This is a genomic window from Actinomyces haliotis (assembly GCF_015355765.1).
Classification (GTDB): Bacteria; Actinomycetota; Actinomycetes; order Actinomycetales; family Actinomycetaceae; genus Actinomyces; species Actinomyces haliotis.
Genome location: NZ_JACWNA010000019.1, coordinates 1 through 17,718 on the forward strand (window position 1 = coordinate 1; position 17,718 = coordinate 17,718).

Below are 17,718 nucleotides of genomic sequence, written 5' to 3' on the forward strand. Positions count from 1 at the left end.
GGCAGGGCCTTGTCGAACAGGCGCTTGCCGTCCCTGTTCAGGGCGGTGGCCCAGTGGTCGGACTTGCCGACATCGATTCCGATGAACACATCGATCTCGTCGGTGCGCATCGCGGTGCTCCTTCGTCTCGCAGGACACGGGGCCAGCCTCGAGCGGCTGGTCCCGCACCCACGTTACGAAAGAACTCGAAGGCGGCCCTTCGGTTCGTTCCCCTGATCAGCGGTGAGCAGCAGCCCTTGCGGTGGCCGGTGACAACACCCCCCGGATCATTGTGAAGACAGGGGCAAGACATCATGCCGACCACCGCTGGCCCGGCCACCGGCATCCCTCGCCGGCAACCACCAACAAGGTAACGGGCAGGACGGCCTGCGCGTGACGAGTCCCTCCACTCCTCGACACCGCGAGATTTCCCTGTGATTCCAACGATCGTGATCCGATCGTGACACGGGTGCGACCGCTGTGGGGATGGAAGGGGAGGGAAGTGGAGTAGGGTGGAGTCGTACGGATCGTCGAGGGGAAGGAGACCCGGAATGTTCCTGGGTACCCACGCCCCCCGGCTCGACGAGAAGGGCCGCCTCATCCTGCCGGCGAAGTTCCGCGAGGAGCTCGCCGGCGGCATCGTCCTCACGCGCGGGCAGGAGCGCTGCCTCTACGCCTTCACGAGCGCGGAGTTCGAGCGCATGTACGCCCAGCTCCGCGAGGCCCCCCTCGCCCAGAAGCAGGCGCGCGACTACGTCCGCGTCATGCTCTCCGGCGCCGACTCGCAGATCCCGGACAAGCAGGGACGCATCACCATCCCCGCCCCGCTGCGCGCCTACGCCGGCCTCGGCCGCGACCTCGCCGTCATCGGCGCCGGGGCCCGCGTCGAGATCTGGGACGCCTCCGCCTGGGAGGCCTACCTGGCCGACCAGGAGCAGGTCTTCGCCGACCAGGCCGAGGAGATCATCCCCGGCTTCTTCTGAGCCGTACCGCCGGCGACGGCCCGCCCGCCGCCACCCACAACACAGCACGCAGGCACGGCGCTCCGACGCCGCCCACGGCCCGTCCCGTGAGGTCTCCGCCCGCCGCGCAGTCCGACGTCACTTCCCCGGCGCCGGAACCTGCGGGAGGAGTCCTGGCGGAACGGGCTCGGGCTGAGCCCGCACCGAACCCGCACTGAATGAGCCAGCACCGTGCCAGCCGAGCCGAGCCGGCACGCACGAGGACACCGAGGAGGATCGCGATGACCGACGCTGCGCAGCGCCACGTCCCCGTCCTCCTCGAGCGCTGCCTCGACCTCCTCGCGCCCGCCATCCAGCCGGCGGGCGCGTCCGAGCGCTCCGTCACCCCGGTCCTCATCGACTGCACCCTCGGCATGGGTGGTCACACCGAGGGCGCCCTGACGCGCTTCGAGAACCTCACCGTCATCGGCATCGACCGCGACCCTGAGGCCATCGCGCTCGCCTCTGAGCGCCTCGCCCGATTCGGCGACCGCTTCCGCGCGGTCCGCACCACCTACGACCACGTCGACGACGTCGCCCGCGAGGCCTCCCCCTACGGCGACGGCACCGTCGACGCCGTCCTCATGGACCTCGGTGTCTCCTCCCTCCAGCTCGACGACGCCGATCGAGGCTTCTCCTACGCCCGCACCGCGCCCCTCGACATGCGCATGGACCAGTCCCAGGGCCGCACCGCCCAGGAGATCCTCGACACCGCCGACGAGCGCGAGATCGGCCGGATCCTGCGCGTCTACGGCGAGGAGCGCTTCGCTCCGCGGATCGCCCGCACCATCGTGCGCCGACGCGAGGACGGCGACCCCGTCGCCACGACCCAGGGCCTCGTCGACGTCGTCCGGGCCTCCGTGCCCGCGGCCGCTCGCCGCACCGGGGGCAACCCGTCCAAGCGCACCTTCCAGGCGCTGCGGATCGCCGTCAACGCCGAGCTCGAGGTCCTCGAGGCCGCCGTGCCGCGAGCCCTCAACTCCGTGCGCGTCGGAGGCCGTCTCGTCGTCGAGTCCTACCAGAGCCTCGAGGACCGCATCGTCAAGCAGGCCATGGTCGCCGGTGCCACGACGAACGCCCCCGCAGACCTTCCCTTCGTGCCCGAGGACGCCGCCCCGTACCTCGAGCTCGTCACCCACGGCGCCGAGCGTGCCGACGAGGAGGAGCAGGCCCGGAACCCGCGCTCCGCCCCTGTGAGGCTGAGAGCCGCGACGCGCCTCCGGCCCGCCTCCGACGCACCAGCCCCTGAGCCTGGTACAGGTACGGGGGGAGCCCGCCGAGACCGTCCCCGGCCCGCCCCGAGCCGCCGGAGCGGCACCCGATCAGACACACGAGACCACGCACGAGCACGAGGGAGGAGGAGCCGATGAGCGCCGCCGCCAGCACCGCCACCACGACGAGGACCGACACGCCGTCGCGCGGCCGCGCGCGCACCGCGCGACGCGCCGTCAGCGCCTCCGCGGCTCCCGCGCGCCGTCCCCGTCAGCGCCGCGAGTCCTCCGAGTCCGAGCAGCCGCAGCTCTACGTCGTGCGCGGCCTCGCCCCGGCCCGCTCGACGCTGCCCTTCATCCTCCTCATCGTCGCCATCCTCATCGGCGCCCTCGCGAGCTCGATGGTCCTCAACGCGCGCATGGCGGACACCGCCTACAAGATGCAGAAGGCCCAGATCGAGCTCAACGTGGTCAACGACCACATCGACACCGTCCAGGGCCAGGTGCTCGACGAGTCCTCGCCCGAGCAGCTCGCCCAGCGGGCCTCGAAGCTCGGAATGGTGCCGGCCCAGGCGCCCGGCGTCATCGACCTCACCAGCTCGACCGTCTCCGGCGGTACCGCCGCCTGGTCGGAGTAGGTCGGCGTGAACCCCAGCCGCCGTCGAGCCCTCCAGTTCCTCGGCGTCGCCGGCTTCGCACTGCTCACCGGGAAGACCGCGTGGCTGCAGGCCGTCGACGGCCCCGCCCTCGCCGCCCAGGCCAAGGCCGAGCGCACCTCCGTCTGGATCAACCGCGCCGCCCGCGGAGACATCAAGGGCCGTGACGGCTCCGTCCTCGCCTCCTCGACGATCTCGTACGACGTCGGCGTCAACCAGGTGACGATCGCCCAGTACGAGGAGACCTCCACCGACGGCTCCACCAGCACCGATGGCGCGCCCGCCGTCGTCGGTCACGGCGCCGTCGCGGCCGCCAAGCAGATCGCGCCGATCCTCGGTGTCGACCCCCAGGTGCTCGGCGCCAAGATGGTCGGCAGCTCGACGTACGCCGTCATCGCCGAGAACGTCGACCCCGACACCTGGCGCCGCATCAACGCGCTCGACATCCCCGGAGTCGAGCCCGACCAGCGCATCCGGCGCCTCTACCCTGCCGGCAAGGTCGCGGGCAACGTCGTCGGGTACACCTACGAGGGCGCCAACCGCCAGCTCATCGGCTCGGCGGGGCTCGAGCTCACCCAGAACAAGAGGCTCACCGGCACCAACGGCAAGGGCAGCGTCGAGATTGGCAAGACCGGGGCCATCATCCCCACGGGGGACCAGACCGACGTCCCAGCGGTTCCCGGGCAGACCGTGCGCACCACGATCAACCCCGATCTCCAGGCCGTCGCCCAGGACGCGCTCGACGAGGTCGTCAAGGTCCAGAACGCCGACTGGGGCTCGATCGTCGTCATGGAGCCGAGCACCGGCAAGCTCCTCGTCCTGGCCGACTCCAACTCGGTCGACCCCTCCGACCCGTCGGCCACCGACGCGAAGGACCGCGACGCCCGCAGCGTCCAGGCCATCTTCGAGCCCGGCAGCGTCGGCAAGGTCGTCACCTTCGCGACGGCGCTCCAGGAGGGGTACCTCACCCCCACGGACTCCTACACCGTCCCCTACCAGTGGACCGCCTCGAACGGGCAGACCTTCAAGGACTCCCACGAGCACGCCGTCGAGTACCTCACGAGCTCCCAGGTGCTCGCCCAGTCCTCGAACGTCGGCACCGTCCAGATCGGCGAGAAGGTCCCGGACGACCTGCGGTACCAGTACATGCAGAAGTTCGGCTTCGGCTCGCTCACGGGCATCGAGATGCCCGCCGAGTCCGCGGGACTCCTCTACCCGCCCTCCAAGTGGGACGACCGCACGCGCTACACGACGATGTTCGGCCAGGGCTACGCCGGCACCGCCCTCCAGGCCGTCCAGGCCCTCGCCACGGTCGCCAACAAGGGCCGGCGCGTCCCGCCGCGCGTCGTCGACGCCTGGATTGACGCCGACGGCAACGAGACCGCCCAGGACCCCGGCGAGGGCGTCGAGGTCATCAGCGAGGACACCGCCTCGACCCTCACCGAGATGCTCATCGGCGTCACCCAGTCCGGCGGAACCGCCCAGGAGGCGTCCCTGGACGGCTACCTCGTCGCCGGCAAGACCGGAACCACCGAGATCCTCACCGAGTCGGGGACCGTCGCCTCCTTCGTCGGCTTCACGCCCGCGCGCGATCCCGCTATCGCGGTGGCCGTCATCGTGTACAGGCCCGACGGCACCTACGGAGGCACGGTCTCCGCCCCGGTCTTCCGCAAGGTGGCCATCGCGGCCCTCCACCAGCTCGGCATCGCCCCGGACCCAACCGTCATCGCCGCCCAGGCCGCCACCGACGCCGAGGCGCAGGCCGAGGCGAAGGCGCAGAAGGCCGCTCAGCAGGAGGCGCAGGCACGCAATGCGGACTGAGCCGGCACCGCACCCCCTCCCCGGCGCGACACGCGTCTCACCGCACCGCTGACCGCCTGCCGCCAGCCCCGCACCCGTCACGACGGACGTCACGATAGATTGAGGAACCATGAGCAACCACGCCTACGAGTCGGCGGCGGCCCTGCGGCCGCACCGCTGCGCGCCGACCGCCCTCACCGAGCTCGCGAGCCGCTTCGCGCTCGCCGCGGCGCCGGGCGCGGGCGACCTCGAGGGCGTGAGCGTCACGGGCGTCAGCGTCGACTCCTCCGACGTCGCCGACGGCGAGCTCTTCACCGCGATCCCCGGCTTCAAGCGCCACGGCGCCGAGTTCGCCGCCCAGGCCGTCGGCGCCGGCGCCGTCGCCGTGCTCACCGACGCCGTCGGGGCGGAGATCGTCCTGCGCGACCGCCCAGGCACACCCGTGCTCGTCACGGAGGACCCCCGCGCCGTCGTCGGCCCCCTCGCCGCCGAGGTCTACCACCACCCCAGCGCCGAGCTCCTCGCGACCGCCGTCACCGGCACCAACGGCAAGACGACCACCTCCTACTTCGTCGAGGCGATCCTCTCGGCGCACCTGGGCGGCTGCATGCTCGCCGGCACCGTCGAGCTGCGGGTGGGGGAGCAGCACGTCGAGTCCCCGCGCACCACGGTGGAGGCCCCGGTCCTCCAGCGGCTCATGGCCCTCGCGCTCGAGGAGGGAGTCCCCGCCGCGAGCCTCGAGGCCTCGAGCCAGGCCCTCGACCTGCACCGCATGGACGGCACCGTCGTCGAGGTCGCGGGATTCACCAACCTCCAGCGCGACCACCTCGACTACCACAGGACGATGGAGCGCTACCTCGAGGCCAAGTCGATCCTCTTCACCCCGGACCACGCCCGGCGCGCCGTCGTCTGCGTCGACGACGAGTGGGGCGTCCGGCTCGCGGAGAAGGTGACCGCCGACGGCGCCCTGCCGCTGGACCGCGTGCGCGCCTACCCCGGCGAGGCGGACACCGACTGGTACGTCACCGACGCCGCCGTCTCCATGACGGACTCCGCGACGACCTTCGTCCTCCACGGCCCGGACGGCGAGGAGATCGCCGCCTCCTGCCCGCTGCCGGGGCTCGTCAACGTCCAGAACGCGGCGCTCGCCCTCGTCATGACGATCCGCGCGGGCGTGCCGGCCGCCACCGCCGTCGAGGCGCTCTCCCACGCCCACAACATCCCCGGCCGCATGCAGCGCATCAGCCAGCGCGACGGCCAGCGCGGTCTGTGCATCGTCGACTTCGCGCACACGCCGGACGCCATGCGCCTCACCCTCGAGGCCGTCCGAGCCATCACGCCGGGGCGCCTCATCGTCGTCTTCTCCTCCGACGGCGACCGCGACCACGGCAAGCGCCCCATGCTGGGCGCCGTCGCCGCCGAGCTCGCCGACGTCCTCGTCCTCACCGACGAGAACCCTCGCAGCGAGGACCCGCAGTCGATCCGCGACGCCATCCTCGAGGGGGTCCGCAGCGTGCGGCCCGACCTCCACGACGTCGAGCAGGTGACCACGTGGCGCGGCGACGCCGTCAAGCGCGGCGTCGAGCTGTGCGGCCCCGAGGACACCGTCATCGTCACCGGCAAGGGCCACGAGCCCTTCCTCGAGATCGGCGGCGAGTTCATCCGCTACAACGACGCCCCCGTCATGCGCGAGGCCGTCGAGGCCAAGTGGGGGCCGGTGGCCGCCGACGAGACCGGAAGGGACGGCCGGGCATGATCGAGCGCACCCTGACCGAGATCGCCGCCGCGGTGGGCGGCGAGCTCCTCGACGCCACCGCCAGCGGCGCGCGCACCGCCGGCACCGAGCCCGCGGCCGCCTCAACCGTCGGCTCCGCCGTCAGCTCTGTCGTGACTGACTCCCGCAAGGCCGGCCCCGGAACCCTCTTCGTCGCCATCGCCGGCGAGCGCACCGACGGCCACGCCCACCTGGGCGGCGTCCTCGCCGCAGGCGGCGCGGCCGCCCTCGTCTCCGACCTGCCCGCCGCCCGAGCCGCCCTCGAGGAGGCTGCCGCCGGGGCGGACGGTGCGCTGGGCGGCCTGCCGCTGATCGTCGTCGACGACACCGTCGAGGCCCTCGGCCGCCTCGCCAGGGCACACCTCGCGGACCTGCGCGAGCGCGCTGTCGCACGGGGGAGCGAGCTCACCGTCGTCGCCATGACCGGCAGCGTCGGCAAGACGACGACGAAGGACCTCACCCGCCAGCTCCTCGCGGCCCAGGCGCCGACCGTCGCGCCGGTCGCCTCCTTCAACAACGAGATCGGCCTGCCCCTCACGGTCCTCGAGACCGACGAGTCCACCCGCTACCTCGTCCTCGAGATGGGCGCCTCCGGCTTCGGGCACATCGCGTACCTCACGGACATCGCCCCGCTCGACGCGGCCGCCGTCCTCATGATCGGCCACGCCCACATGGGCGGCTTCGGCTCCGTCGACGGCGTCGCCAAGGCCAAGTCCGAGATCGTCCAGGGCCTGGTGCCCACCGGCACCGCGGTCCTCAACCGCGACGACGAGCGCGCCTGGGCCATGCGCTCCATCGCCCCCGGCACGGTCCTGTCCTTCTCCGCGAGCGGCGACCCGGCAGCCGAGATCCGCGCCGAGAACGTCGAGGCGGACGCCGAGGCGCACGCCGTCCTCGACCTCGTCGCCCCGGGCGCACCCACGACGCGCCTCCGCCTCGGCCTGCCCGGCCTCCACAACGTCGGCAACGCGCTCGCCGCGGTCGGCCTCGCGATCGCCGCGGGTGTCCCCGCCGCCGCCGCCGTCGCAGCCCTCGGGGACGCGGTCATCGAGAGCCCTCACCGGCTCGACGTGCGTGCCGTCGGCGCGCCCGCCGGCGGCGAGCTCCTCCTTATCGACGACTCCTACAACGCCAACATCGACTCCATGACGGCCTCGCTGGCCTCCCTGCCGGCCCTCGCCGGCGACCGGCGCCGCGTCGTCGTCATCTCCGAGATGCTCGAGCTGGGGGAGTCCTCCGACGCCGACCACGCCCGCACGGGCGAGCTCGTGGCCGGCGCGGGCGCGAGCCTCCTCGTCACCATCGGCGAGGGCGCCGCCCCCGCCGCGCGGAGCGCTCGAGCCGCCGGCGTGGCGGAGGTCGTCGAGCTGCCCGACGCCGACGCCGCCCTCGAGCGGATCGACACCCTCGTCCGCCAGGGCGACGCCGTGCTCGTCAAGGGCTCGAACGGGTCCGGCGCCTGGCGCGTCGCGAACCATCTCGCTGAACGACCCGTCGAAGGGACACCGGGAGGCACCGAACGATGACCGCCATCCTCATCGCCGCCGCCGTGGGCATGGTCGTGACCCTGCTGGGTACGCCCGTGCTCATCGGCTTCCTGCACAAGCGGCAGTACGGCCAGTTCATCCGCCAGGACGGGCCCCAGGGCCACTTCACCAAGCGTGGCACGCCCACGATGGGCGGCCTCGTCATCATCGTCGCCACCGTCCTCGGCTACGCGGTCGCCAACCTCTCCGAGCTGCGAGCGCCACGGGCGAGCGGAGTCCTCCTGCTCTTCCTCATCGTGGGACTGGGCCTCATCGGCTTCCTCGACGACTTCGAGAAGATCTCCAAGCAGCGCTCCCTGGGCCTGACACCCTGGCAGAAGATGCTCGGGCAGGCCTTCATCGGCATCACCTTCTCCGTGTGCGGCCTCTTCTTCGCGGACCGCAACGGGCTGACGCCGGCCTCGACGCGCATCTCCTTCGCACGGGACTCGCACCTCGACCTCGCCTTCGCGGGCGTCGGGCTCGGCATCGTCCTGTTCATCCTGTGGTCGAACTTCCTCATCACGGCGTGGTCCAACGCCGTCAACCTGACGGACGGCCTCGACGGCCTGGCGGCGGGCTCCTCGGCCATGGTCTTCGGCGCCTACACGCTCATCGGCGTGTGGCAGACGAACCAGTCCTGCCTCTACGGGCACGCCGACGTCGTCGTCACCACCTGCTACCAGGTCCGCGACCCGCGCGACCTCGCCATGATCGCCGCGGCCCTCATGGGAGCCTGCTTCGGCTTCCTGTGGTGGAACGCCTCCCCGGCCAAGATCTTCATGGGGGACACCGGCTCACTCGCCCTGGGCGGCGCCGTCGCCGGCCTGTCGATCCTCACCCGCACGGAGTTCCTGGCCGTCATCCTGGGAGGCCTCTTCCTCGCCGAGGTCATGAGCGACGTCATCCAGATCGCCTCCTTCAAGTCGACCGGCAAGCGCGTCTTCCGCATGGCGCCCCTCCACCACCACTTCGAGCTCGGAGGGTGGAGCGAGGTCAACGTCGTCATCCGCTTCTGGATCATCGCCGGCGTGTGCGTCGTCGCGGGGCTCGGCGTCTTCTACACGGAGTTCCTCCTCTCCTGACCCGCTACGCACGCCCTCTCGCGCACGACTCGTTGCGGGAGGGGTCGTGCGAGCAGGTCGCTGGTCGACCGCTGACGGTGCACCGCGCCGCGCGTGACGTCGGCCGCGTCGCGCGCGTGGCTCCACCTCCCTCCCAGGTCGATGGGGGAGCATCGACCACGACGCCGGACCTCGCCCGACGCCCCGGCGCCGCCCAGCACGGGCCCGCCGTCCGCACCACAACCCTCCCGACGCCCGGCCCTACGGCTCGCCGGCCGCCCACAGACAGGAACGAGAGACCCCGTGACCAGCAGCGGCACCAGCACCCTGAGCACGAGCGACCTCACCGGCGCGCGCGTCGGCGTCGTCGGCCTGGGCCGCACCGGACTCGCGGTCGTCGACGTCCTCACCACCCTCGGCGCCCAGGTCACCGTCCTCGACTCGCGTGAGAGCGCCGTCGAGGAGGCTCGAGCCGGTCACCCCGGACTCGCGGGCGCCGTCGCGGGAGACGACGCGGCCGTCGCGCAGGCCGTCACGGGCTCCGACCTCCGCCTCCTCATCGTGTCGCCCGGCGTCCCCGCCACCGGTCCGGTCCTCACCGGTGCCGCGGCAGCGGGCCTGGAGACGTGGAGCGAGATCGAGCTCGCCTGGCGGCTCCAGCAGGCTCAGGACCGCGAGACCGGCCGCACCGTGCCGTGGATCGCCGTCACCGGAACCGACGGCAAGACGACGACCGTCGGCATGCTCTCCGCCATCCTCACCGCTGCCGGGCTCAACGCGCCGGCGGTCGGCAACATCGGCGTCCCGACGATCAGCGTCGTGGCCGAGGGGCGTGCCGACGCCCTCGCCGTCGAGCTCTCCAGCTTCCAGCTCCACACGACGCGCACCCTGAGCCCGTTGGCGGCGGCCTGCCTCAACCTCGCCCCCGACCACCTCGACTGGCACGGCGGCTTCGAGGCCTACGGCGCGGACAAGGCCCGCGTCTTCGAGCGCGCCCAGAGGGCCGCCGTCTACAACGTCGCCGACCCCGCCACCCAGGCCATGGTCGACGGAGCCGACGTCGTCGAGGGCTGCTACGCCGTCGGCTTCACCCTCGGCGTGCCCGCCCTCGGACAGGTGGGCGTCGTCGAGGACATCCTCGTCGACCGCGCCATGCACGCCGACCGCTACCGCGCCGGGCTCGAGCTCGCCACCCTCGACGACCTCGCCCACCTCGCGCCCGGCGGCCAGGCCGACCGGCTCCCCGCCCACGTCGCCGCCGACGCCCTCGCCGCCGCCGCCCTCGCCATGGCGCACGACGACGTCGCCGCCCACCCCGTCGCGGTCCGGGAGGGCCTGCGCGCGTACCGCCCCGGCGCCCACCGCATCGTCACCGTCGGCACCACCGACGGCGTCACCTGGGTCGACGACTCCAAGGCCACGAACCCGCACTCCGCCCAGGCCGCCCTCATGAGCCTCCCCGAGGGAACCGGCGTGTGGATCGCCGGCGGTGACGACAAGGGCGCCGACTTCCATGAGCTCGTCCGCGCCGTGCGCCCCGCCCTGCGTGGCGTCGTCGTCATCGGTCGTGACGAGGAGCCCCTCCTCGCCGCCCTCGCCGACGAGGCGCCCGACGTCGCCCTGACCCGCGTCCCGGACGGCTCCTCGCAGGCCGTCATCGACGGCGCCGTCGAGGCCGCCGCCTCCCTGGCCCAGCCGGGCGACACGGTCATGCTCGCCCCGGCCTGCGCCTCCTGGGACCAGTTCACCTCCTACGGCGAGCGGGGAGACATGTTCGCCGCCGCCGTCACCAAGCGGATCCCGGGGGCCCGCGGTTGAGCCCCGCACGCACCAGCCGCCCCGGCGAGCGCCCGGGGAAGCGGCGGACGGAACGTAGCCGCGGCACGGCCCGAGCCGATCGGACGCCGGGCCGGGGCCGTCGCGAGGCCCCGAGCGCCTCGAGCGCCTCGAGCGCCTCGAGCGCCTCGAGCGCCTCGAGCGCCGACGGCCCCGAGAACGCCTCTGAGCCCCGCCGCCGGCGCACCCTGCGCCCGGGATCTCCCGCAGCCTGGTGGCACCGCGTCTCCGGTGCCGACGGACCCGTGCGGGGCGAGAGCCCCGTCGTCACCTACTACGTCCTCCTCGTGGCGACCTTCATGCTGCTCTTCATCGGCCTCATGATGGTCTACTCGGTGCAGTCGGTCTCGAGCGCCGCCGCCGGGACGAACAGCCTCACGGCCTACGCCAAGTACCTCGTCTTCGCCGTCGTCGGCGTCGCCAGCATGCTGGCGGTCTCCCGCGCCCGGATCTCCACGCTCAAGAAGAGCGCCTGGTGGGTCATGGGCCTCGCCCTCGCCCTTCAGTGCCTCGTCTTCGTGCCCGGCGTCGGCATCGACATCATGGGCAACTCGAACTGGATCAGGCTCCCGGGCGGGATGACCCTCCAGCCCTCCGAGTTCATCAAGCTCGGCCTCTGCCTCGTCCTCGGGCGCACGGCCTGGAAGCACGCCGCGGACATGCGCGACGGCGTCCGCACCTGGGCGGAGACGAAGCCCTTCCTCCTGCGCGTCGGCCTTCCCGTCATGCTCGCCGTCGGCCTCGTCCTCGGCGGCGGCGACATGGGCACGTCGATCGTCATCGTGGTCGCCGCCTTCGGCGCCATGTGGATGGCGGGACTCTCACGCCGCTGGTTCGTCGGCGTCGGCGCCTTCGGGCTCGCCGGCTTCGCGCTCGTCTCCATCCTCAGACCGAGCCGTCGCGCACGCATCACGGCCTGGCTCAACCCCGACGGCTCCGACCCGCTCGGCCTGGCCTACCAGCCGAACCACGCCAAGTACGCCCTCGGCACCGGCGGACTGCTCGGCGTCGGACCCGGCGGGTCGCGTCAGAAGTGGGGCTACCTCACCCAGGCGGACTCGGACTACATCTTCGCGATCGTCGGCGAGGAGCTCGGCCTGGTCGGAACCGTCCTCGTCATCGCCCTCTTCATCACCGTCGGCTGGTGCTGCGTGCGCATCATGCGGCGCAGCCGGGACCGCTTCGCCGTCGTCACCGCGGCGGGCCTCATGACCTGGATCGTCGGGCAGGCGCTCATCAACATGAGCGTCGTCGCCGGGCTGCTGCCTGTCCTCGGCGTACCGCTGCCCCTCATCAGCGCCGGAGGCTCCGCGCTCATCGCCGTGCTCGGCGGCATCGGGGTGCTCCTCGCCCTCGCCCGGCACGAGCCCGGGGCGCAGGAGGCCCTCTCCGCCCGCGCGGGCTCCGTGCGCCGTACCCTCACCGTCATCACACCCCGCAGGAGGAACCGTGCCTGACACGTCCCAGAACGAGCCCACCGGACCCCGGGCGCTGCGGGTCCTCCTGGCCGGCGGCGGCACCGCCGGCCACGTCAACCCGCTCCTCGCCACCGCGGCCGCCCTGCGCGACCCGGCAGCCGGGGGAGACCCCGCCACCGAGATCCTCGTCCTCGGCACCCGGCAGGGGCTCGAGTCACGGCTCGTCCCCGAGGCCGGGTACGAGCTCTCCTACGTCCCCCGCGTCCCGCTCCCGCGCCGCCCCAGCCTCGACCTCCTGCGCCTGCCCCGGCACCTGCGACAGGCGGTCGACGCCGCCGGACGTGCCATCGAGGCGGTCGGGGCCGACGTCGTCGTCGGCTTCGGGGGCTTCGTGTCCACGCCCGCCTACCTCGCCGCCCGGCGGGCCGGCGTCCCCGTCGTCATCCACGAGCAGAACGCCCGCCCGGGCCTCGCCAACCGCCTCGGCGCCCGCTGGGCCGCCGCGGTCGCCCTCACCTTCGCCTCCACCCCGCTCAAGGCCGCGACGGGCAGCACCACCGTCACCGGCCTCCCGCTGCGGCCCGCCATCGGCGAGCTCGTCGCCCAGCGCGGCACCGAAGAGGGCGCCCGCGTCGCCCGCCTCACCGGGGCGACCGCCCTCGGCCTGGACCCCGAGGCCACGACCCTCCTCATCACGGGTGGCTCGCTCGGCGCCCAGCACCTCAACGAGGTCGTCGCCGCCGCCCTCGGCGACCTCCCCGCCGGGCTCCAGGTCCTCCACCTCACCGGCAAGGGCAAGGACGAGCCCGTCCGCGACGCCCTCAGCGAGGCCGTCGACGCCGGGCGCGCCGCCGCCGACCTCGCCGGGCGATACCACGTCCTGGACTACCTCACGGCCATGGAGCAGGCCTACGCCTGCGCCGACGGAGTCGTGTGCCGCTCCGGCGCCGGCACCGTCGCCGAGCTCACCGCCCTCGGGCTGCCGGCCCTCTACGTCCCCCTGCCCATCGGCAACGGCGAGCAGCGCCTCAACGCCGCCGACGTCGTCGCCGCCGGCGGAGGGCGGCTCGTCGCCGACGGCGACCTGATCCCCGCTGACGTCGCCGGCTTCGCCACCGAGCTCGCCGACGACGAGCGCCGCGCCGCGACCGCGAGCGCCGCCGCCTCCACCGGCGTGCGCGACGGCGCCGCCCGCCTCGCGGCCCTCGTGCGAGCCACCGCCCAGGACGCCCCGACGACCAAGGAGAAGAACGCGTGAGCACCACCACAGCCACGACCGACCCGTCCGGGGCCCAGGAGCGCAGCCTGGCCGGACGCGCCTTCCACCTCATCGGCGTCGGCGGCGCCGGCATGAACGTCGTCGCCCAGCTCCTCGCCTCCCGCGGCGCCACCGTCACCGGCTCCGACGCGCACGGCGGCCCCGCCTTCGAGCACCTGCGCGACCTCGGCCTCGACGTCACCCTCGGGCACGACGCCGCCAACGTGCCGGTGGACGCGACGGTCGTCGTCTCGACCGCCATCAAGGAGACCAACCCCGAGCTCGTGGCCGCCCGCGAGCGCGGGCAGGAGGTCATCCACCGCTCCCAGGCCCTCGCCCTGGCCGCGCAGGGCCGCGCCTTCGTCGCGGTCGCCGGCGCCCACGGCAAGACGACCACCTCCGGCATGCTCGCCGAGGCCCTCACCGCCGCCGGTGCGGACCCCTCCTTCGCGATCGGCGGCGTCGTCCGCGCGCTCGGCACCGGCGCGCACCTGGGCTCGGGACCCGCCTTCGTCGCCGAGGCCGACGAGTCCGACAAGTCCTTCCTCAACTACGCGCCGACCATCGAGGTCGTCACCAACGTCGAGCCCGACCACCTCGACAACTACGGCACCGCCGAGGCCTTCGCGGCGGCCTTCGTGGACTTCGCGGGCAGGCTCGTGCCCGGTGGTCTCCTCGTCGCCTGCGCCGACGATCCCGGCGCGCACCGGCTCGCCGTCGCTGCCGCGGCTGACGGGCACCGCGTCCTCACCTACGGCACGAGCGCGGCCGACGCCCTCCCCGGTGGGCCGGTCCCCGGCTTTGAGGCTCACGTCCGGCTCGAGGTGACGGGCCGTCGCGGATCGGGCACGTCCGCCCGCCTCACCCGCACCGGCTCGGACGGCGCCGTCACCGCCGGCCCCGTCGACCTCGAGCTCGCCGTGCCCGGTGACCACGTCGCCCTCGACGCCGCGGGCGCCTGGGCGGCCGGCCTCGAGCTCGGCGTCGCCCCCGCGACGATGGCTGACGGGCTCGCCGAGTTCGGCGGCACCGGCCGCCGCTTCGAGGACCGCGGCGAGGCCGACGGCGTCCGCGTCGTCGACGACTACGCCCACCACCCCACCGAGGTGGCCGCCCTCCTGACGACGGCCCGCGAGGTCGCCGACGAGCGCGGCGGGCGGGTCCTGGCCCTCTTCCAGCCGCACCTCTTCTCACGCACCCGCAACTTCGCCGACCGCTTCGGCGAGGCACTCACCTCGGCCGACGTCGTCGTGCTCGCCCCGATCTACCCGGCCCGCGAGACCCAGGCGGACTTCCCGGAGGTCACCGGCGCCACCGTCGCCGACCTCGTGCCCGGCGCCCGCTACGTCGCCGACCGCGTCGCCTCCGCCGAGGCCGTCGCCGACGCCGCCCGCCCCGGGGACCTCCTCCTCACCGTGGGCGCCGGCGACGTGACGGAGCTGGCGGACGTCGTCCTGGCGCGCCTGCGTCGGCGCGAGTCACTGACTGGGGAGACCACCGCCCGATGAGGAAGCCCTCCCGTCCGCGCCCCGTGAGCCAGCAGCCGTCCCACGACGCCTCCGAGGTGCCTGTCCGCCCCGGCCGCGTCCCGGCCGCGGGCACGGCAGGCACGGCCGACTCAGCGGACTCGGCCGCCACGGCCGGTCGACCCGGAGGCGCGTCCCGTCGCCGGCGCACGGGCACTGCGCCGTCCGCCGCCTCGAGCCGGTCGACCGCCTCCGCCGCGTCGAGCGTGGAGCCTCCGACCGCCTCGACCCCGGAGCTGCCCCCGCGCCGTGACCACGACGCCCTTCAGCCCGGTGGTCGCGCCCTGACGCTGTTCGGGCGCCGCTCCGGCCGCAGCGCCGTCACGGCCGACGAGGGCCGGGGGAGCGGTGCGGTCGCGTCGCCCGCCGACCGCGTCGTCTCGACCGGGTTGACGGACCGTCTCGCCGAGCGCCGACGCGCCGTCCGATCGCTGCGGCTGCGCCGCGCGGGCGCCGCGGCGGGCGTCGTCGTGCTCGTCGCGGTGCTCGTCTGGGCGCTCCTCTTCTCCCCGCTGCTCGCGCTGCGAACCTCGGCCGTCACGGTCAAGGGCTCGGACGGCACGGTCAAGGCCGCCCAGGTCCGCAAGGTGCTCGAGAAGGACGAAGGCACCTCGATCCTCAGGCTGAGCACCGGGGACGTCGAGCAGGAGGTGACCGACGCCCTCGTGCGCGTCCGCTCGACGAAGGTCTCCCGCGACCCCCTCCACGGTCTCACCGTCACCCTCACCATGCGCGTGCCCGTCGCGGCACAGGAGACGGACGCCGGCTGGAAGGTCATGGACGGCGACGGCGTCGTGCTCGGGACCGCCCAGGAGCAGCCGAGCGGAGTCGTCGTGATCGCGGCGCCGGACGGGCAGACCGCGCTCACGGGCACCCAGGTCAAGGCAGTCGCCAAGGCGGTCGGCTCGCTGGACAAGACCACCCGCGGCAAGGTCGCCCAGGGCACGGCGTCGTCGACCGGCCAGGTCACCCTCACCCTCACCTCGGGGGCGAAGGTGGTGTGGGGCGACACCTCCGAGTCCGAGCTCAAGGCGCGGGTGCTGGCGGTGCTGCTCAAGCAGGGGGCTCAGACCTACGACGTCTCGAGCCCGCGCACCCCGACGACCGCCTGAGGGAGAGCACGGACACGCCGAGCCCGGATGGCGTCAGCGGTGCGAGCGCGATAACGTTGCCCTCGTCATCGACAGAATGACATAAGTATAAACCTTCACCTGAGGTTGAGGGTTGGCACCGGGGCTCCACCAGGGGAGTCCCACTGAGCTCGTGGAGGCAGACAGTGGCTGAGTCGCAGCACTACCAGGCAGTCATCAAGGTGGTGGGCGTCGGCGGCGGCGGCGTCAACGCCGTCAACCGCATGATCGAGGCCGGCCTTCGCGGCGTCGAGTTCATCGCGGTCAACACCGACGCGCAGGCCCTGCTCATGTCCGACGCGGACACCAAGCTCGACGTCGGCCGGGACCTCACCCGCGGGCTCGGCGCCGGCGCCGACCCCTCGATCGGCCGCAAGGCCGCCGAGGACCACGAGGAGGACATCAAGGAGGCCCTCGACGGCGCCGACATGGTCTTCGTGACCGCCGGTGAGGGAGGCGGCACCGGTACCGGCGCCGCGCCCGTCGTCGCCAAGGTCGCCCGCAGCCTCGGCGCCCTCACCATCGGCGTCGTCACCCGTCCCTTCGCCTTCGAGGGCCGCCGCCGCGCCAACCAGGCCGAGGACGGCGTCCAGAACCTCCGGGACGAGGTCGACACCCTCATCGTCATCCCCAACGACCGCCTCCTGCAGATCGCGGACCGCAACATCTCCGTCGTCGACGCCTTCAAGCAGGCCGACCAGGTCCTCCTCCAGGGTGTTCAGGGCATCACCGAGCTCATCACCACTCCCGGCCTCATCAACGTCGACTTCAACGACGTCAAGTCCGTCATGCAGGACGCCGGCAGCGCCCTCATGGGCATCGGCTCCGCCACCGGCGAGGACCGCGCCCTCACCGCGACCGAGCAGGCCATCGCCTCCCCGCTCCTCGAGACCAGCATCGACGGCGCCCACGGCGTCCTGCTCTTCTTCCAGGGCGGCTCCGACCTCGGCCTCTTCGAGATCTCCGAGGCCGCCAACCTGGTCCGCGAGTCCGTCCACCCCGAGGCGAACATCATCTTCGGCAACGTCGTCGACGGCGCCCTCGGCGACGAGGTCCGCGTCACCGTCATCGCGGCCGGCTTCGACGAGGAGCCCGTCGCCACGGGCAAGCTCGAGAAGGCCGCCGCGGGCGCCCAGTCCGCGCAGTCGCCGGCCCAGACGGCCCAGCGCCCGGCCCAGACGCGCTCCACCTCGAGCCTGCGCCCCGCGCCCTCCGCCGCCTCGGCCTCCCTCGCCGGCTACTCCCGGGCCTCCGTCGTCGAGCCCCCGGCCGTCCGCTCGGCCCACTCGGCCGCCGCCGCCCCGGGTTACCGGACGGCCGCCCCGAGCGCCGCGTCCAGCGAGGTCCCCGCCTACGTCGACGACGCGGCCCCGGCCGCGCGCCGCCCCGAGCTCGACGTCCCGCCGGTCATCGGACGCGACGCCGAGCCGGACGACATCGACCTGCCGGACTTCCTGCGCTGACCGCGCACCGTCCCGGCGTCCGGAACCGGCCCACCTGGAGGGCCGTGGCAGACTGGCGCGCCGCAGGGACGGTCGT

Annotated in this window: 13 protein-coding genes; all 13 read left to right on the forward strand. The window is 73.5% G+C overall.

From position 1 onward, the window contains the following. The first annotated feature begins 530 nt into the window (after positions 1-530). The 13 genes from mraZ (at position 531) to ftsZ (ending at position 17,642) form a co-directional block, all read left to right on the forward strand. Positions 531-962: a division/cell wall cluster transcriptional repressor MraZ gene (gene mraZ, locus IXW69_RS08740; protein WP_194785962.1), complete on the forward strand. Its 432-nt coding sequence runs from the start codon at positions 531-533 to the stop codon at positions 960-962. A 260-nt stretch (positions 963-1,222) separates the two neighbouring features. After that, the gene (gene rsmH, locus IXW69_RS08745) at positions 1,223-2,350 is read left to right on the forward strand and encodes a 16S rRNA (cytosine(1402)-N(4))-methyltransferase RsmH (RefSeq protein ID WP_194785963.1); all 1,128 of its coding nucleotides are present in this window, start codon (positions 1,223-1,225) and stop codon (positions 2,348-2,350) included. Continuing rightward, a complete protein-coding gene (locus IXW69_RS11720) occupies positions 2,347-2,829 on the forward strand; it encodes a hypothetical protein (RefSeq protein ID WP_228525172.1) in 483 nt (160 codons plus the stop codon). The genes rsmH and IXW69_RS11720 overlap by 4 nt, the downstream gene beginning before the upstream one ends. A 6-nt stretch (positions 2,830-2,835) precedes the next feature. Continuing rightward, positions 2,836-4,668: a peptidoglycan D,D-transpeptidase FtsI family protein gene (locus tag IXW69_RS08755; RefSeq protein WP_194785964.1), complete on the forward strand. Its 1,833-nt coding sequence runs from the start codon at positions 2,836-2,838 to the stop codon at positions 4,666-4,668. Positions 4,669-4,777: 109 nt separating this feature from the next. After that, positions 4,778-6,403 carry a UDP-N-acetylmuramoyl-L-alanyl-D-glutamate--2,6-diaminopimelate ligase gene (locus IXW69_RS08760; protein WP_194785965.1) on the forward strand — a complete coding sequence of 542 codons (1,626 nt, stop codon included), beginning with the start codon at positions 4,778-4,780 and terminating at the stop codon, positions 6,401-6,403. Further along, complete coding sequence (locus IXW69_RS08765) at positions 6,400-7,947, forward strand: UDP-N-acetylmuramoyl-tripeptide--D-alanyl-D-alanine ligase (protein WP_194785966.1); 1,548 nt, start codon at positions 6,400-6,402, stop codon at positions 7,945-7,947. Before IXW69_RS08760 ends, IXW69_RS08765 begins: the two co-directional genes overlap by 4 nt. Beyond that, entirely contained in the window at positions 7,944-9,032 is a 1,089-nt protein-coding gene (mraY, locus tag IXW69_RS08770; protein ID WP_194785967.1) for a phospho-N-acetylmuramoyl-pentapeptide-transferase, read from the forward strand. The genes IXW69_RS08765 and mraY overlap by 4 nt, the downstream gene beginning before the upstream one ends. Positions 9,033-9,314: 282 nt before the next feature. Further along, positions 9,315-10,829 carry a UDP-N-acetylmuramoyl-L-alanine--D-glutamate ligase gene (murD, locus tag IXW69_RS08775; protein ID WP_323745256.1) on the forward strand — a complete coding sequence of 505 codons (1,515 nt, stop codon included), beginning with the start codon at positions 9,315-9,317 and terminating at the stop codon, positions 10,827-10,829. Positions 10,830-11,092: 263 nt separating this feature from the next. After that, positions 11,093-12,304 carry an FtsW/RodA/SpoVE family cell cycle protein gene (locus tag IXW69_RS08780; RefSeq protein WP_323745257.1) on the forward strand — a complete coding sequence of 404 codons (1,212 nt, stop codon included), beginning with the start codon at positions 11,093-11,095 and terminating at the stop codon, positions 12,302-12,304. Next, positions 12,297-13,523, forward strand: a complete 1,227-nt coding sequence (locus IXW69_RS08785) for a UDP-N-acetylglucosamine--N-acetylmuramyl-(pentapeptide) pyrophosphoryl-undecaprenol N-acetylglucosamine transferase (protein WP_323745258.1) — start codon at positions 12,297-12,299, stop codon at positions 13,521-13,523. Before IXW69_RS08780 ends, IXW69_RS08785 begins: the two co-directional genes overlap by 8 nt. Continuing rightward, a complete protein-coding gene (murC, locus tag IXW69_RS08790) occupies positions 13,520-15,031 on the forward strand; it encodes a UDP-N-acetylmuramate--L-alanine ligase (protein ID WP_194785969.1) in 1,512 nt (503 codons plus the stop codon). Before IXW69_RS08785 ends, murC begins: the two co-directional genes overlap by 4 nt. After that, the gene (locus IXW69_RS08795) at positions 15,028-16,161 is read left to right on the forward strand and encodes a cell division protein FtsQ/DivIB (protein ID WP_194785970.1); all 1,134 of its coding nucleotides are present in this window, start codon (positions 15,028-15,030) and stop codon (positions 16,159-16,161) included. The genes murC and IXW69_RS08795 overlap by 4 nt, the downstream gene beginning before the upstream one ends. A gap of 164 nt (positions 16,162-16,325) precedes the next feature. After that, on the forward strand, positions 16,326-17,642 hold the full coding sequence (gene ftsZ / locus IXW69_RS08800; RefSeq protein ID WP_194785971.1) for a cell division protein FtsZ: 1,317 nt from the start codon (positions 16,326-16,328) through the stop codon (positions 17,640-17,642). Positions 17,643-17,718 lie beyond the last annotated feature (76 nt).

What these genes read in the sequence shown, in the direction of transcription:
- mraZ (WP_194785962.1), top strand. Translation starts at nt 531, where the DNA reads ATGTTCCTGGGTACCCACGCCCCCCGGCTCGACGAGAAGGGCCGCCTC.
- rsmH (WP_194785963.1), top strand. Translation starts at nt 1,223, where the DNA reads ATGACCGACGCTGCGCAGCGCCACGTCCCCGTCCTCCTCGAGCGCTGC.
- IXW69_RS11720 (WP_228525172.1), top strand. Translation starts at nt 2,347, where the DNA reads ATGAGCGCCGCCGCCAGCACCGCCACCACGACGAGGACCGACACGCCG.
- IXW69_RS08760 (WP_194785965.1), top strand. Translation starts at nt 4,778, where the DNA reads ATGAGCAACCACGCCTACGAGTCGGCGGCGGCCCTGCGGCCGCACCGC.
- IXW69_RS08765 (WP_194785966.1), top strand. Translation starts at nt 6,400, where the DNA reads ATGATCGAGCGCACCCTGACCGAGATCGCCGCCGCGGTGGGCGGCGAG.
- mraY (WP_194785967.1), top strand. Translation starts at nt 7,944, where the DNA reads ATGACCGCCATCCTCATCGCCGCCGCCGTGGGCATGGTCGTGACCCTG.
- IXW69_RS08795 (WP_194785970.1), top strand. Translation starts at nt 15,028, where the DNA reads ATGAGGAAGCCCTCCCGTCCGCGCCCCGTGAGCCAGCAGCCGTCCCAC.